The following is a 15,906-nucleotide window of genomic DNA, read 5'->3' as shown; positions in this document are numbered from 1 at the left end:
AATTTAGCCATGGTGGGAAAGATGTTAAGTATCAATTACCAAACGGAAAACATTATTGTCGATCATCTGCCAATTATGGTGTGCTGGTCTACCAATTATCCTCAAAAGTCATTTTCGATAAAAGTGTATAAAGGTGCCGAACTGGTATCTCTTATCGCAAGAGAGGGTAATAATACCATTATCACTCTCGATGCAATATCGTTACAACGCTTTACTTCTTATATCATAGAAGTCCTTACCCACGGTGACAATGGTGAGAACAACGTTTTTAGAAACAGTTTTACAACCAGTAACCTTGGCCATTTTTCTGGCCGCTGGGTGAGCGGTGGGCATCACTTCACTAATGATATTCATTACTATCGCGGTAAACGTAATGTGGTGATGAGAAAAACAATTCATCTCGACGAAGACCTCCTTGATGCCTATATCAGCATTGTTGGTCTTGGTTTTTATAAATTGTATATCAACGGTAAAGAGGTCACCCGCGGTGAGCTTAATACTGACTGGACAAATTATGCTAAAATTATTTATTATGATACTTACAGTATAAAGCCGTTTATTAATCAGCCGAAAAATGAAGTCATTGTTGAGCTAGCCGATGGCTGGTTTAATCCAGCGCCGCTTAAATTATTTGGTAAATATAACCTGAGAGAGACCTTAACCATCGGTGAACCACAGGTCATCGCTGACATTTATATGAAGTTTGCAGATCGCGAAATAATCATCGGTAGTGATGCCGACTGGCAATATTGCGAAGGCGCTTATACCTTCAATAATATCTATTTGGGCGAGCGCCTGGATATGAAAGTGTTTCGCGGAGACAACACCACCGATTTGCTGATGCCTGACTGGAAAAACGTGGTGCTGAGCAACGGGCCTGAAGGCCGTCTGGTCTCGAGTTTTATTCCGAAAATTAACCATACGTTGTCCCTCGGGGCAGAGCATATCCACGTCGTAGACGAAGAGACATTCATTATTGATTTCGGTGCCATCATCACCGGATTTATCGATTTATCCATTACCGCGTCTGAGAATCAACGTGTGGAACTGCTCTATAGCGAAGACGTTGATGAAAACTATGAACTAAACACTGACTCCACCCTTGCAGGATTTGTCGGCAAACAGGTTACTGAAGGTGTGGTTATTGACGGCGGAATTGGAGCACCGGCGAGGGCGGAGCAGAAGGATGCCTTTGAATGCCGCAGTGGGAAGAATCATTTTATCAATGCCTTTACCTGTCATTCGTTTCGCTATGTGCAGTTAAGCGGTATTAATATTGAACAATTAAACAATGTTCAGGCGCTTTCAGTACATACTGTACTAAGGGAAAACGGGGGCTTTTACTGCTCAGATCCTTACATAAATAAGCTCTTTGAGGTTGCTAAAAGAACTAAACTCAATAACATTCATTCGGTCTTCGGGGATTGTGCCCGCGAACGTTTCGCCTATGGCGGAGACATTGTCGCGTTGGCCCGGTCGCAAGTGTATCAGTTTGACTCTGCCGCTATTTATAAGAAAACTATCTTTGATTTTATCAATGATATTCGTCCCTGTGGTGGTGTGACCGAAACTGCGCCATTTATGGGAATTAAAACTAATGGCGTCGGCGGGGAAACGGGACCCCTGGGTTGGCAACTGGTATTACCTTATTTGATAGCCATTCACTATCGACATTATGGCAACGTCAATCTGTTGGCCGAAAGCTTGCCATTTCTTGAGAAGCAAATCCTCTCCCTGGAAATGCGTGACTTTGATGACCTGGTAACCTGCTGCCTGGGTGACTGGGGAAGCCGCGATCATGATATGCGTAATTACAAAAATGGCTCGCCAGCTCTCCATTTCACCAGTGCTTGTTTCTATTATTACCATTTGTTAATTATCGCAAAAATATGTGATGATCTTGGCTTAAAAGAAAAATGGCTAAAATATATTAGCAAGGCCAATAAAATTAGAGAGAAAATTTTAACACTCTATAAGAATACGGATGGCAGCTTCGCCGATCGCAGTCAGACCAGCTTTGTTTTTGCAATCTACTTCGATTTGTGTGATGATATCGACAGTTCATTGAATGCATTGATCGATCTCATCAAAAAAGAGCAAAATGTTATCACCTGTGGGATTTTTGGCCAAAGTTTTGCCTATGAAATATTTCATCGCTATGGTCATAATGAATTAATCCTTGAATGGTTAAGAGTCGAAGCCGGATTCAAGAAAATGCTTAAAAATGATGCCAGCACATTGAAGGAATTTTTCGGTGATAACCTGAATGGTTCAAATAATCACGCGATGTTCAGTTCTTATACCAGCTGGCTGTTTCAGGCTTTGGGCGGCATTACCGTCGCTGAGGAGGCGGTTGGTGCTGATGTTATTTTAATCAGTCCATCCTTTACTGAGACGATTAACTTTGTGGATTGCTGGCATCAAACAATCAGAGGGCGTATTGAGTGTCGCTGGCGGCGCTATAAAAAAGGCATTGAATTAGTCATCAAAGCGCCCTTTAACCTCAAAAAATGCACCCTTAAATTACCAAAAGTGTATCAACTTAATAAACAATTACCTGCGCCGATAGACTGTGATAGCTATCATCAGTTTTATGACATTACCGATGCAGGTGAGATAAAAGTACTATTATAATGATAGTGCATACCCAACCGTTCGCTCCAGTTAGGTACTTTTATGTTACACCATGATATTCATGAAAAGCTACTGGCTTATACCGATAGAGAACTCGAACTGCTTCGCGCTAACTATCAACTGTGTCATAAATTTAAAAGCCATATGGAGCGAAGGTTTTTCAAAGACAACTACATTCATATTGAAAAGCAGACCCGATTTACTAAAATTCCGTTGCATTCTCATGGCTTTATCGAGCTTATTTATATATATCAGGGTAAAATGCATCAGAAGATTAATGAAGAAAGTCTCACTCTGGGTAAGGGTGAGATACTGCTTATCAACCAGTTTGCCAGACACGAAATTGAAGCCGCTGGGCAGAATGATATTATCATCAATTTTATTATTAAGACCGAATTTTTCGGTCGACTCATGTCCCTTTTTGACGAAAATAACATCATTTCCCGTTTTATCCTTTCAGCAATTAATGGCAGAAAAAAGCATGGAGAGCATATTCACTTTAAAGTGGGGGAAATCGACGCCATTCAAAGCATTATGCATGTCATCATCAGCGAGATCTACAGTAATAACCACTTAAAAGAGATACGCGTCAATTTCCTGGTGGGACTGTTGATGACCGAACTGCTCTCGAATGTGCAAGCCAGCGATTACCATATCAACGGCAGTTACAATGAATCACTTGCCATGGCCGTGTTGAGATATATTGATACAGATTATAAAACTGCCAGCCTGAAAGAGATCTCCTGTCGTTTAAATCAGCCTAATTATAAAGTGAGTAAACTGATAAAAGACTTCACCGGTAAGAACTTTAGTGATTTGTTGGTTGAAAAACGCCTGGATGTGTTGATCCATCTCCTCAAGCATACTAATCACTCTATTATTGATGTTATTAATATGACGGGTTATGAAAACGCCTCGCATTGTTATAAAGTATTTAAAGAGAAATATAATATGAGTATTAAGGAGTATCGTGATCTGAACTCCTGAATAGTAAATTGGCGCACAGCGTTCATGCTATTGCATGTTTTTGTAATAAGTAAAATCGGCAACAACCGATATATAAAAAGGCAAGCTGGGTTATAACACGAGTGGCATTCTTTAAATAAAATCAGATAAACAATAAAAATAATAATTTTATTTATTTTATATCTCTTACCCGATGGAGTCTGAAGAATGAACCCCAGAATTATTATTCCAGGTGTTATCTCATGTTTTCTGCCTGCGACCCTATGCCATGCGGCCAATCTAAGCGACGACGGCAGCTTCCAGCTAAATGGATATGGCATGGTGGCTGGAGATTTTCAGAGCGAACTAAACCGTCCCAAAAACATGTCATTGCATACCGACCCCACCGGACCTAATCAGGATCCTCGTGGCAAAATGGGCGATTTGGGAAACAGTTTCTGGCACGATTACTGGACATCGCTGGCTATCACTAAAAAATGGCAGGGTCTGGCTTCTCCTGAGCAATGGGCTGATTACACCTATGAAATGGTGGGTTACGGCGATAAAACGGTAGAAACGGCACAGAATTATGGGCGCTTTGGTGGGCTCTCTTTTCTTCCCGAGGGCGCAAACATTTGGGCTGGGCGTCGTTACCTCGATCAACGTATTAATATCTTCGCTTACAATACCAAAGAAGTGCATATTGATTCCGGCCTCGGTTATAACAGTAAGAATTTTGATTTGAACGTTGGTACCGACCAGATCGACTGGTCCAGCGATACCGCGCCGCAGGCGATAGAAGGCTCGCGGCGCATCGTTGATATGGCTTATCGTATCGATCAGACAGAACTGGGTATGACCTATGTTAAAGAAATTGATGATCCATTGGGCACTGGCAAGCAGAAAGCAATTAGTTTTTCCGCGAAATACAGCATGCCGTCTTTTTGGGGAGTGGCAAAGGGACAATCGACAGTCAAATTACAGTATGGTAAAGGGGTTATTGCTCCTTATCTGAACACCAGTCGTATTACCGTCCTTAGCGAAGAGGGCGATTCTTCAATGCGTTTTTCCACCGACGGAAACTTGACGTTGTTTGATGATTTTGCCGTCTCGCCGGCTTTCATCTATGAATATACCAGGCGTGAAAAAACTGCTGACCGAACCACCTTTATACCTGATACAGGTTATTCAGGGGGGGACATGACCTATGGTTCCGCGAATGAAACCGGGATCTTTACCGGCGTAAACGTTAAGCAAAATATTCATCACCAAAATCTTTCCATGTTGTATGAAGTCATGGTGAATAACACTATCAACAAAAATGGCGTCGAAGGTGCCAGCGGCGTCGGCTACAAAATTGCCGCCGGCCCGGCCCTACAGCTGGATGTTTTACCGTATGTCGCGCCGATTCTCAGTTTGACGGTTACCTACGCAGGCGGGGACAAAGAGGTCACGTTATTGCCGGAAGACTCGGAGTGGCGAGTCGGGTATCGAATGGAAGTCTGGTTCTGAATCATTACTAAATCACTACAGGATATTACCCTATGAACAAACACGTCGCTGCTCTGCTGACGATGCTTATTATTCCGTCTGCTTTTGCGCAAACACCTTTAACAGACAGCAAAACTATCGTTATTAAACCAAGCGCTCTGGCCGTCGAGATGGTGCCTGATATTGCCTATTCATTTACGCAAAATATCATGGGACGACCGCTCCAGTTAACGATGGATTGGCTCAAGCCTTATGCTGATAAACCGTTACCCGCAGTAGTATTTATTACCGGCGGCGGCTTTCTCGATGCGCCCAAATCAAAATTTATCGGTCAGCGGGTCGATATTGCCCGGGCTGGTTATGTGGTCGCCAGCATTACCTATCGGGTCGTACCCAATGTGACTTTCCCGGGCATGGTTGAAGATGCGAAAACGGCGGTCAGATTTTTACGCGCCAATGCTGAAAAATTAGGCATCGATCCCAACCATATCGCTGTGATGGGCGAGTCGGCGGGTGGGTATTTAGCCGCTATGGTGGGTACCACCAGCGGTCATAAGGAATTCGACCAGGGAGAGTATTCAAATCAAAGCAGCGATGTGCAGGCGGTGGTTGATCTCTATGGCCTGTCAGATCTGACGAAAGTCGGCGCTGACTTTTCCGCGGACATTCAAAAAGCGCATCAGTCACCGGCCATACCAGAGGCGATGCTGGTTAATGGTATTCCCTGGCAAGGCGGTGGCGCTATCTCCGCCTATCCCGAAAAGGCGAAACGGGCTAATCCCATCACCTGGATTTCGAATAAAACGCCGCCTTTTCTGCTAATGAACGGCGATGCCGACAATGTGGTTTCACCCAGCCAGTCAACGCTTTTACACGAGGCGCTGCTAGCGAAAAAAATACCGTCCACCCATTACGTGGTGAAAGGGGCGGATCACGCAGGTTTGATGTGGTATCAGCCTGAAGTATCAAAAATTATTATTAATTTTTTAGACCAAAATCTCAAAGATAAGCATCAATAATACGTTACAGGAACAGGTAAATAAGATGAAAAAAATATTTTTGTGCTGCGCTGCCGGCATGTCAACGAGCATGGTGATGAATAAAATGAAGCAAGCGGCCGCAGCGAAAGGCATTGCTGTCGATATTATTGCTGTTTCAATGGATGATTTTGACCGCACGTTACCAAATTACGATTGCTGTCTTTTAGGGCCGCAGATTAAATATAAATTCGAAGAATTTAACAAAAAGGCCGCTGCGGTGGGTAAGAGAGTCGCCGTTATCGATAGCATGGATTACGGCATGATGCGTGGCGATAAAATTCTTGATGCGGCGCTGGCGCTGCTGGATGAATGTTCACTCAACAAGTAGGGCACCCGTATGGATATGGAAGCAACCGTCATGGAACTCATCATTAACGCCGGTGAGTCCCGCAGTCTGGCGATGCAGGCGCTGCAAGCCGCCAGAAAAGGAGTGTGGCAGGACGTTGATAGGCTGATGCAGGACGCCGCAGATGCCGCAAAACGCGCGCATGATGTACAAACCATGCTTATTGGTATGGATGAGGGCTGTGGCAAAGTACCGGTTAATCTTATTCTGGTACATGCCCAGGATCATATAATGACCTCTATGCTCGCGCGGGAATTGATCGCGGAGCTTATTGAGGTTCAGCGCCAGTTGCAACATCGCACCTGATAAAATATGTCGCCGCCGGCACCTTCGGCGGCGACCGCCATCAGATATTCTCCAGACGAATGCCCCGCGTTCTCGGGCCGAAAATCCCCACCGACAGCATCACCATCAGCATACTGACGACGATAAAGCTAATCACTCCCGGCGTGCCGGCGTATTGCAGAATAATGCCGATCAGGATGCTGGTCACCGCGGTGGAGAGCCGGCTGAACGAGTAGCAGAAGCCGACGGCGCGGGCGCGAATGTGGGTCGGGAAGACCTCGGCCTGGTAGGCGTGGTAACTGATGGTCAGCCAGGCGTTGGACCAGGTGATCATAAACCCGCAGATCACCAGCAGAATCGGACTGTTTTGCAGGGCAAACAGGGTGCCGAAGATGACGGTCATCAGCGCGGAAAGGACGATCTGCCACTTGTTTTCAAAGCGATGCACGAAGCGGGTGCAGAACAGGCAGCCCAGGGGATAGGCGAGGGTGATAAAGAAGGCGTACAGCAGGCTGTGGGTGATACTGGCCCCCTGACCGGAGAGCAGCGCCGGCAGCCAGTTGCCAAAGCCGAAGAAGCCGATCGCCTGGAAGAAGTTCATCACCATCAGCATCAGGGTGCGCTGCCGATACTGCGGCGCCCAGATCTCGCGGAAGGTGCCGCGTTTGACGACGCTCTGCGCCGCATGCGCATGCTTCGGCGACGGCGTCAGGCCGCAGCGGGTTTCCATCTCACTCATCACCGCATGCGCCTCATCATGCCGCCCTTTGCTTTCCAGCCAGCGGGCTGACTCCGGCAGCTTTTTGCGGATAAACCAGATCGCCAGCGAGAACAGCGCGCCGAAGATGATCACCCAGCGCCAGCCGCTGAGGCCGAACAGGGTGGTCGGCACCAGCATCCAGGACATCAGCGCCACCGCCGGCACCGAGAGGAACTGGATGAAGAAGGCAAAGGCGAAAGCTTTATTGCGCAGATGGGTTGGCACCCATTCGCTGAGGTAGGTGTCAATGGTCACCAGCTCAATGCCGAGGCCGATCCCCACCAGAAAACGGAAAAAGATCACCCCTTCCGCGCTGCTCTGTGTCGCCATCAGCAGTGAAAAAACGCCGTACCAGGCGAGTGCCACCATAAAGGTCAGGCGGCGCCCCAGCTTGTCTGCCAGCGGCGCCAGCAGACTGGCGCCAATAAACAGCCCCATAAAGGTGGCGGAGGCAAAGGCCGCCTGGTCGGCAATGCCAAAGATGCCCGCCTGTCCGGTGTGGAAAATCCCCTCCGCCAGCAGGCCGGCGCTGATATAGCCGGTCTGGAACAGATCATAGAGCTCAAAGAAACCGCCGAGTGAGAGCAGGGTGATAAACGACCATAACCCGAAGGAGGCGGGCAGCGCATCAATGCGTCCGGTTAAGCTGGCGTGCGGTTGTCCTGGCGAAGTATAGGGCGTTTCGCCGAGAACTTGGGTGGTAGACATGGTGTTGTGTTCCTCAGGAAGAATGGTTTGCCTGCTAATGTTAATTGATTGTTAACAGTTTTAAATTTTTAATCCTAAGCCTTAAGGACATTCTTTAGCGCAAGATCGCGCTGCGGAGGCATAAAGATGAGTTTCATGCTGGTTTTCGCCGCGCCTCAGCGACGGAATTGAAGTAAATCACCGCTGCCGGCATTTCCGGTTGTGCGAGTCGCCAACCTGTGGGAAAGCGGCTAGAATGGCCCCTTCGCAGGAGGTTATAAAAATGTTAAAAGATGGATGTGCGCCGTCGGGGTCTGGCTCGTCCGAGGAGACGGCCGATTTTTATTTTAGCCACGTGATGGCCGAGCAGGCGGCGCGGGCGCGCCTGACGCTGGACGACGATCAGCTGTCGCTTATCGCCCGGCTTGACGCCCTGGGCCAGCAGCTGATGTCCGCGTCCGGCACGCCTCAGGGGCTGTACGTCTGGGGACGTACCGGACGCGGCAAAAGTTTTATCCTCGACCACTTTTTTGCCAGCCTGCCGCTCGCTGCCCGGCGGAGGGTCCATTTTCATCACTTCTTCCGCGAACTGCACCAGCGGCTGAATGCCCCCGGCGCGCCCGATCTGCAGGCGGTGATGAGGCAGATGACCTCCGGTTGCCGTCTGCTGTGCTTTGACGAATTTCATCTGCACGACCCCGGCGACGCCATGCTGATCAAGGTGTTGCTGGAACACCTCTTTCAACGGGGCATCGTGCTGCTGGCGACGTCAAACTACCCACCGGAGTTGTTGCTGCCTAATCCGCTGTATCACGAACGCTTTTTACCGTCGATCGCGCTGATCCGCGCCCATCTGGCGGTTGTCGCGCTTAACGGCGAAGAGGATTATCGCGAACGGCATCTGAGCCAGGATAACGCCTTCTGCAGCGGGCGGAGGTGGGTTACCCCAAGCGCGCAACAGCGTCAGCTGTACGATCTACCATCGCTGCCTGGCGAACCCGTCTCGCTGGAGGTCGGTTACCGCACCCTCCAGGCGGTCGCGGCGTCACCTGACTTGCTGCACTTCACCTTTGCCCAGCTCTGTCAGTCCGCCACGGCGGTGATGGACTATCTGGCGCTCAGCGAAAGCTATGCCGTCTGGTTACTGGACGAGGTGCCGCCGCTGGCGACGGTGGGGCCGGCGGCCCAGCAGCGCTTTATCAACGTGATTGATGTGCTGTATGAAAAGCAGATCCGCCTGCTGCTGGTAACCTGTTGCGATCTGCAGACGCTGGTGGCCGGGGTGGAACTGGAGGATATTCAACGAACGTGGAGTCGCCTGCAACAGCTGCCGCGGGCGGTATAAGCAAAACGCCCCGGCGGGAGCCGGGGCGGAGAGATTACAGGTCGAAGCGGTCGAGATTCATCACCTTGGTCCAGGCGGCGACGAAGTCATGCACCAGCTTCTGCTGCCCGTCGGCGCAGGCGTAAACTTCCGCCAGGGCGCGCAGTACCGAGTTGGAGCCAAACACCAGATCCACGCGGGTGGCGCTGTACTTCGCTTCGCCGGTTTTACGGTCGCTGCCGGTAAACAGCTCCGCGTTATCATCGGCCGCTTTCCAGACGGTGGCCATATCCAGCAGATTGACGAAGAAGTCATTGCTGAGCACGCCGACGCGGTCGGTAAATACCCCGTGTTTGCTGCCGTCGTAGTTCGCGCCCAGAACGCGCAAGCCACCGACCAGCACGGTCATTTCCGGGGCGGTTAACGTCAGCTGCTGGGCTTTATCGATCAGCAGAGTTTCCGTTGACACCCCGCCTTCGATACGGCGGTAGTTGCGGAAGCCATCCGCCAGCGGCTGCAGCAGGTCAAACGACTCGACGTCGGTTTGCTCAGGCAGGGCGTCGACGCGGCCTGGGGTAAACGGCACGTTGACGCTGACGCCGGCGGCAGCGGCAGCCTGCTCAACGCCGACCACACCGGCCAGCACGATAATATCGGCCAGCGACGCTTTGCCGGAGGCGCGCTGGATCGCCTGCAGGGTCGGCAGTACCCGGCTGGCGATGGCGTTGACCGGCCAGTCTTTCTGCGGGGCCAGCGCCAGACGTGCGCCGTTGGCGCCACCGCGCTTATCGCCGCCGCGGAAGGTGGAGGCGGACGCCCAGGCGACCGATACCAGCTCACTAACTGACAGGCCGGCACCGGCGATGGCGGTTTTCAGGCTGGCGATATCTTCCGCGCTCGGCTGATGAGTCGCGGCCGGCAGCGGATCCTGCCAAATCAGATCTTCTTTTGGCACTTCCGGACCGAGGTAACGGGATTTTGGCCCCATATCGCGGTGGGTCAGCTTGAACCACGCCCGGGCAAACGCCTCGTTAAAGGCCTGCGGATCGTTGAGGAAGCGGCGGGAAATCTTCTCAAACTCAGGGTCGAAGCGCAGGGTCAGGTCAGTGACCAGCATGGTCGGTTTGCGCTTTTTCTCCGGGTTAAACGGATCCGGAATAATTTCCGGCGCGTCTTTGGCTTCGAACTGGATTGCGCCCGCCGGGCTGCGGGTCTGCACCCATTCGTATTTGAACAGGTTCTCGAAAAAGTAGTTGCTCCACTGGGTGGGCGTCTGCGTCCAGACCACTTCCAGACCGGAGGTAATGGCGTCCGCACCTGCGCCGCTGCCGTAGCTGGAGTGCCAGCCCAGACCCTGCGCTTCCAGCGGCGCGGCTTCCGGTTCGGCGCCGACGTGGCTGGTTTCGGCAGCACCGTGGGTTTTACCCAGCGTGTGGCCGCCGGCGATCAGGGCGACAATCTCTTCATCGTCCATCGCCATATTGCCGAAGGTGGCGCGAATGGCCGCCGCAGCGGACAACGGTTCGCCGCTGGCGTTTGGTCCTTCCGGGTTGACGTAAATCAGACCCATCTCGGTGGCGCCGATAGCCTGTTTCGCCAGACTTTCCGGATGACGGTGGGCCAGCCACTCTTTCTCATCGCCCCAGTCGACGTCGAGATCCGGCTCCCAGACATCTTCACGACCGGCGCCAAAACCAAAGGTGCGGAAGCCCGCGTTTTCCAGGGCGACGTTACCCGCCAGCATGTAAAGGTCGGCCCAGGAGATTTTCTGGCCATATTTCTGTTTCACTGGCCACAGCAGACGGCGGGCTTTATCGAGGCTGACGTTGTCAGGCCAGGAGTTCAGCGGTGCAAAACGCTGCTGTCCACGACCTGCGCCGCCGCGACCGTCAACGGTGCGGTAGGTGCCAGCGCCGTGCCAGGCCATACGAATAAACAAGCCGATGTAGCTCCCCCAGTCTGCCGGCCACCACTCTTGCGAATCGGTCAGCAGCGCTCTGAGGTCAGCCTTCAGCGCGGAGTAATCGAGCTTTTTAAACTCTTCCCTGTAGTTAAAATCCTCACCCAACGGGTTGGAACGACTGGAGTGCTGGTTCAGCAGATCGACACGTAGCTGGTTTGGCCACCAGTCGCGGTTGGCGGTGCCGCTGCCGGCGCTCTGTTTTGGCGTCTCGGCGTGGAAAGGGCACTTCCCGGCGGATGCGTTGTTGGATGGGTCGTTAGACGTGCTCATATCAGGCTCCGTTTGCTTTTGTGAATGCCGTTACGATATACACTGCTACCAATAAGCGATATTTGAATGAGTCTACGGATTTAATAGCTAATTCCGTTCAACCAGGGTTAAGCAACCCCCTGATGGGACCACTTCGGTCCGGAGATTGAGATTAACCTCATTAGTAACCATAGCCGTAACGAGACGGCAAAGGAAACGATCTTGAAGGATCCTGTTGATGGAACGCTAATTCTTTGAGATATGACAATTTTTACTACGCCATACGCATTAGTGTTGCCAGTAGGGCGGTGAACCATACACCCCGGCAAAATAGTCAATGACCGTCCGCACGTTCAGAGAAGGATGTCGGGTATAAGGATAGATTGCCGCAATGTACGATGGCGTGTGGCTGATGGCCGCCGAGAAGCGATCCATCAGCGTGACTAATGTCCCGTTTCGCAGCGCTTCGCTGACCATCCAGTCGGGAAACAACACCACCCCCATGCCGCCAATGGCCGAAGTGAGCAGGGCATCGGCATTGTTCGAGGTCATGAGCGGCGTTTGCGGATAGTGCACCCATGCCTCTTCACCCTGGCGAAACAGCCAGCGGTTGGCCCCCTGCGAGCCGCCGTACACCAGCGTGCGATGTTGACGCAACGCCTCCGGCGAGGCCGGGTTGCCAAAGCGGGAGACATACCCGGGGGAGGCGGTCAGGTAATAGCGCTGGCTGCCAAACACTCTGGCGTGGTAGCCCGCGTCCGGCAGGCTGCTGATGCGAAACAGGATATCCGTCGCGTCGCGATGCGGATCGATAAAATCGTCGGTCAGCGTCAGGTCAAACTGCAGTTTGGGATGCCGGGCCGCCAGCTCCGGAAGCCAGGGGGCGATATGCCGCTGACCAAAATAGACCGGCGCATTGATCCGCACCAGCCCGCCGGGGACCTGCGCCCGATCCTGTAACGCCCGCTGCGCGTCGGCGTACTGTCCCAGCAGCTCGCGGGCGGACGCTGCAAAAAGGCGACCTGCTTCGGTTGGTACCACGGCACGGGTGTTGCGGTAGAAAAGCTGCTGTCCGAGGGCATCTTCCAGCTGCTGGATGGTCCGCGAGATCAGCGAGGGAGAGACCCCTTCACGGCGGGCCACCACGGAAAAACTCTGGTTGTCGTAAACCGCGATAAAAAGCTGAAGGGCGCGAAAATCGACGCTGCTGGCATCGGCCATCTGTGCAATTCCTGCAAAAGTGTTTCCTTCATTATACCGTTTATCACATCACCACGCTGCTTTATGCTCAGCCGCCTGTTGTTCAGAGGAGGCGCAGTAATGCCCTTATTATTCATTTTATTGGTGATTGCCGGCGGCATGGGTCTGTCGGTGGAAGCGGGACTGCTGGGACCGCTGGCGAGCCAGGTCGGAGATCTGTGGGCGACCATGAGCATCTTTGGGATTGGCGCGGTGTTAACCTTTTTTCTGATGCTGTTTTTCAGCCCGCGCAGCAGCCCGTCGTTCTTTTCTCTGCCCGGCTGGCAACTCACCGGCGGCCTGCTGGGCGCGGGGTATGTGGTGATCTTGACCGTGGCGACGCCGGTGATTGGTATTGCCATGACCATGATCGGCATTCTGGCGGGTCAGGTGGCGAAAAGCCTGGCGATCGACCATTTCGGGCTGTTCGGCAGCCCACGGCGCAAAATCGATCCGCGACGCGCCGTGGCGCTGGGGTTGATTATGGCGGCGTTACTGCTGGTGGCCCTGGGTTAAGGAGTAAAAATGAGTACGCTGATAATTATTCTGGCGCTGTGCGGCGGCGCATTGCTTAGCATTCAGGCGGCGATAAACGGGCGTCTTGGCAGCCAGGTGGGGGTGTTTCGCAGCGCCTTTTTAACCTTTGCCACCGGCGCGCTGGTGACCGGATTACTGATCCTGTTTTTTGCTCCGGCGACCTCGGTAACCCTGCTTCAGGTGCCCAAATGGCAGCTGCTGGGCGCTTTTTGCGGTGTGCCCTACATCGTCATTATGGTGCTGGCGGTGCAGCGGATAGGCACCGCGACGGCCACCGTGGCGGTGATCTTTGGCCAGCTGACGATGAGCTTGCTAATCGACAACTTTGGCTGGCTGGGCAACAGCACGATGGCGTTCTCGCCTGCGCGACTGGCGGCGGTGATATGCCTGGCCCTGGCGCTGTACTTAATCTATACCTCCGGGAAGTCGGCTGCCTCCGACAAGGCGGCCCGCGCAGAACAGTGAGCCGCGCCGACGCGTCGGGCAACGTGAATACAGTCTGACGCGTTACGGGCGAGGGTAAGGATAACGAATCCTCTAACATGCTGAAACATTTCTGCCAGATCATTAGCAACCTTTCAGTAGGGCTGACGCTGCGATAAGGCTATGCTTCCCGGCCGTTACGCCGTTGGCTTTTCCAGTGATTCAGGTGATGTACCGCTAATGCCCCTTTTGAGAGATGAAATTCGCGACCACTCCGCGGAAGAGATGCTGTTTATCCGCCGGGCCGCAATTGCCTTTCTGCTGGTGGTGGTCTGCTTTGGCGTGCTGATCGTTAACCTCTACCATCTGCAGGTGGAGCAGCATGATTTCTACCAGACCCGGTCAAACCAGAACGACATCAAAATGTTGCCCATCGCCCCCAGCCGCGGGCTGATATTCGATCGCAACGGCATTCCGCTGGTGCAGAACATTACCCTGTATCGCCTGCAGGTGATCCCGAGCAAAATTCCCGACATGAACGCACTGCTGCAAAGCCTGACGCCGATTGTCGACCTGACGCCGGATGACATCGCCAGCTTCCGCGACGATATGCATCACAATAGTCGTTATAAAGCGGTGACGCTGAAGTCGGACCTCAGCGATGTGGAGGTGGCCCGTTTTGCGGTCAACGAATTCCGTTTCCCCGGCGTGACGGTGGAGAGTTACCAGCAACGGGAATATCCCTATGGCGCTGAACTGGCGCACGTGGTGGGCTATGTGTCGAAAATTAACGACAGCGATCTGGAGCGGCTGGCGAAAGATGGCGAAGAAGAGAATTACGCCGCCGACCACAATATCGGTAAGCAGGGGATCGAAGGCTATTACGAAAAAGCGCTGCACGGCACCACCGGCTATCAGGAAGTGGAGGTGGATAACCACGGGCGGGTGGTGCGTCTGCTGAAAGAGGTACCGCCAGTGGCCGGGAAAAACCTCTATCTGACTCTCGACCTGCACCTGCAGCAGTATATTGAGTCGGTGCTGAAAGGGCAGCGGGCGGCAGTGGTGGTGGTCGACCCGCGGGATGGCGGTGTGCTGGCAATGGTCTCCAGTCCCAGTTACGATCCTAATCCGTTCGTCAAAGGTATCGGCTATCAGGCTTACAAATCGCTGCTGGATAACCCGGACCGGCCGCTGATCAACCGCGTCACCCAGGGGCTGTATCCCCCGGCCTCGACGGTAAAACCCTATATGGCGCTATCGGCGCTGTCTGCAGGCGTGATCACCCCGAACACTACCTTCTTCGGGGCGCCGACGTGGACGCTGCCGGGCACGCAACGCCGCTACCGTGACTGGCTGAAAACCGGCCACGGGATGCTCAACGTGACCAAAGCCATTGAAGAGTCGGCTGACACCTTTTTCTACCAGGTCGCCTTCGAGATGGGCATTGACCGGATCCATGAGTGGCTGAGCAAATTCGGCTACGGTCAGTCCACCGGCATCGACCTTAATGAGGAATACGCCGGGGTGCTGCCGAGCCGGGAGTGGAAACAGCGGGTGCATAAAAAGCCCTGGTATCAGGGGGACACCATCTCGGTCGGTATCGGTCAGGGGTACTGGATCGCCACGCCCATTCAGATGGTAAAAGCGCTTACCACCCTGCTGAACAACGGTAAGGTGCAGGATCCACATCTGCTCTATTCGATGAAGCAGGGTAATCATGTGGAACGTTATCAGCAGCCGGCGGACCTGCCGCAGGTGGGCGATCCGAAATCCCCGTACTGGGGCATTGTACGCAACGGCATGTACGGCATGGCGAATCTGCCCAACGGCACCGGCTATAAGCTGTTCCATACCGCGCCGTACCAGATTGCGGCAAAGTCCGGGACCTCGCAGGTCTTCAGCCTGAAGCAAAACCAGACCTATAACGCCAAAATGATCCCGGTACGCCTGCGCGACCATATCTTCTACACCCTGTTTGCCCCT

Annotated in this window: 12 protein-coding genes and 1 pseudogene; 10 read left to right on the top strand and 3 right to left on the bottom strand. The window is 52.8% G+C overall.

Annotated elements, in window-relative coordinates:
- Nucleotides 1-21 precede the first annotated feature (21 nt).
- The 6 genes and pseudogenes from ACKLKD_RS18715 (at nt 22) to ACKLKD_RS18690 (ending at nt 6,762) form a co-directional block, all read left to right on the top strand.
- Nucleotides 22-2,634, top strand: a complete 2,613-nt coding sequence (locus tag ACKLKD_RS18715) for a family 78 glycoside hydrolase catalytic domain (RefSeq protein WP_087805676.1) — start codon at nt 22-24, stop codon at nt 2,632-2,634.
- 42 nt (nt 2,635-2,676) lie between these two features.
- Complete coding sequence (locus ACKLKD_RS18710; protein WP_025711525.1) at nt 2,677-3,621, top strand: AraC family transcriptional regulator; 945 nt, start codon at nt 2,677-2,679, stop codon at nt 3,619-3,621.
- 186 nt (nt 3,622-3,807) lie between these two features.
- On the top strand, nt 3,808-5,091 hold the full coding sequence (locus tag ACKLKD_RS18705) for a carbohydrate porin (RefSeq protein WP_025711523.1): 1,284 nt from the start codon (nt 3,808-3,810) through the stop codon (nt 5,089-5,091).
- Nucleotides 5,092-5,123: 32 nt separating this feature from the next.
- Nucleotides 5,124-6,079, top strand: a pseudogene (locus tag ACKLKD_RS18700) (alpha/beta hydrolase fold domain-containing protein).
- A gap of 35 nt (nt 6,080-6,114) precedes the next feature.
- Entirely contained in the window at nt 6,115-6,438 is a 324-nt protein-coding gene (locus ACKLKD_RS18695; protein ID WP_025711521.1) for a PTS sugar transporter subunit IIB, read from the top strand.
- Nucleotides 6,439-6,447: 9 nt separating this feature from the next.
- Nucleotides 6,448-6,762 carry a PTS lactose/cellobiose transporter subunit IIA gene (locus tag ACKLKD_RS18690; protein WP_025711520.1) on the top strand — a complete coding sequence of 105 codons (315 nt, stop codon included), beginning with the start codon at nt 6,448-6,450 and terminating at the stop codon, nt 6,760-6,762.
- Between the two features lie 40 nt (nt 6,763-6,802).
- Here ACKLKD_RS18690 and ACKLKD_RS18685 read toward each other — a convergent pair whose 3' ends face one another.
- On the bottom strand, nt 6,803-8,209 hold the full coding sequence (locus tag ACKLKD_RS18685; RefSeq protein ID WP_080897782.1) for an MFS transporter: 1,407 nt from the start codon (nt 8,207-8,209) through the stop codon (nt 6,803-6,805).
- 262 nt (nt 8,210-8,471) lie between these two features.
- On the opposite strand from ACKLKD_RS18685, the gene zapE reads away from it, so the two are divergent.
- A complete protein-coding gene (gene zapE / locus ACKLKD_RS18680; protein WP_025711517.1) occupies nt 8,472-9,533 on the top strand; it encodes a cell division protein ZapE in 1,062 nt (353 codons plus the stop codon).
- A gap of 34 nt (nt 9,534-9,567) precedes the next feature.
- Here zapE and katG read toward each other — a convergent pair whose 3' ends face one another.
- The gene (katG, locus tag ACKLKD_RS18675) at nt 9,568-11,745 is read right to left on the bottom strand and encodes a catalase/peroxidase HPI (protein WP_025711516.1); all 2,178 of its coding nucleotides are present in this window, start codon (nt 11,743-11,745) and stop codon (nt 9,568-9,570) included.
- A gap of 267 nt (nt 11,746-12,012) precedes the next feature.
- Nucleotides 12,013-12,945: a LysR family transcriptional regulator gene (locus ACKLKD_RS18670; RefSeq protein WP_080897783.1), complete on the bottom strand. Its 933-nt coding sequence runs from the start codon at nt 12,943-12,945 to the stop codon at nt 12,013-12,015.
- Between the two features lie 99 nt (nt 12,946-13,044).
- On the opposite strand from ACKLKD_RS18670, the gene ACKLKD_RS18665 reads away from it, so the two are divergent.
- The 3 genes from ACKLKD_RS18665 to mrdA all read left to right on the top strand — a co-directional run.
- Entirely contained in the window at nt 13,045-13,479 is a 435-nt protein-coding gene (locus ACKLKD_RS18665) for a DMT family transporter (RefSeq protein WP_042929122.1), read from the top strand.
- A 9-nt stretch (nt 13,480-13,488) separates the two neighbouring features.
- Nucleotides 13,489-13,965 carry a DMT family transporter gene (locus ACKLKD_RS18660; protein WP_025711512.1) on the top strand — a complete coding sequence of 159 codons (477 nt, stop codon included), beginning with the start codon at nt 13,489-13,491 and terminating at the stop codon, nt 13,963-13,965.
- A 198-nt stretch (nt 13,966-14,163) separates the two neighbouring features.
- A partial coding sequence (gene mrdA / locus ACKLKD_RS18655; RefSeq protein WP_420061981.1) for a penicillin-binding protein 2 occupies nt 14,164-15,906 on the top strand: 1,743 nt, incomplete at its 3' end.

The sequence above is a fragment of the Klebsiella sp. 10982 genome (assembly GCF_048589245.1).
Classification (GTDB): domain Bacteria; phylum Pseudomonadota; class Gammaproteobacteria; order Enterobacterales; family Enterobacteriaceae; genus Klebsiella; species Klebsiella quasivariicola.
This window is presented reverse-complemented; position numbering and strand designations above follow the sequence as displayed.

Excerpts from the sequence above, each read along its gene's own strand:
- ACKLKD_RS18715 (WP_087805676.1), top strand. The coding sequence starts at position 22 with ATGTTAAGTATCAATTACCAAACGGAAAACATTATTGTCGATCATCTG.
- ACKLKD_RS18685 (WP_080897782.1), bottom strand. The coding sequence starts at position 8,209 with ATGTCTACCACCCAAGTTCTCGGCGAAACGCCCTATACTTCGCCAGGA.
- ACKLKD_RS18695 (WP_025711521.1), top strand. The coding sequence starts at position 6,115 with ATGAAAAAAATATTTTTGTGCTGCGCTGCCGGCATGTCAACGAGCATG.
- zapE (WP_025711517.1), top strand. The coding sequence starts at position 8,472 with ATGTTAAAAGATGGATGTGCGCCGTCGGGGTCTGGCTCGTCCGAGGAG.
- ACKLKD_RS18710 (WP_025711525.1), top strand. The coding sequence starts at position 2,677 with ATGTTACACCATGATATTCATGAAAAGCTACTGGCTTATACCGATAGA.
- ACKLKD_RS18705 (WP_025711523.1), top strand. The coding sequence starts at position 3,808 with ATGAACCCCAGAATTATTATTCCAGGTGTTATCTCATGTTTTCTGCCT.
- ACKLKD_RS18665 (WP_042929122.1), top strand. The coding sequence starts at position 13,045 with ATGCCCTTATTATTCATTTTATTGGTGATTGCCGGCGGCATGGGTCTG.
- ACKLKD_RS18660 (WP_025711512.1), top strand. The coding sequence starts at position 13,489 with ATGAGTACGCTGATAATTATTCTGGCGCTGTGCGGCGGCGCATTGCTT.
- ACKLKD_RS18670 (WP_080897783.1), bottom strand. The coding sequence starts at position 12,945 with ATGGCCGATGCCAGCAGCGTCGATTTTCGCGCCCTTCAGCTTTTTATC.
- ACKLKD_RS18690 (WP_025711520.1), top strand. The coding sequence starts at position 6,448 with ATGGATATGGAAGCAACCGTCATGGAACTCATCATTAACGCCGGTGAG.
- katG (WP_025711516.1), bottom strand. The coding sequence starts at position 11,745 with ATGAGCACGTCTAACGACCCATCCAACAACGCATCCGCCGGGAAGTGC.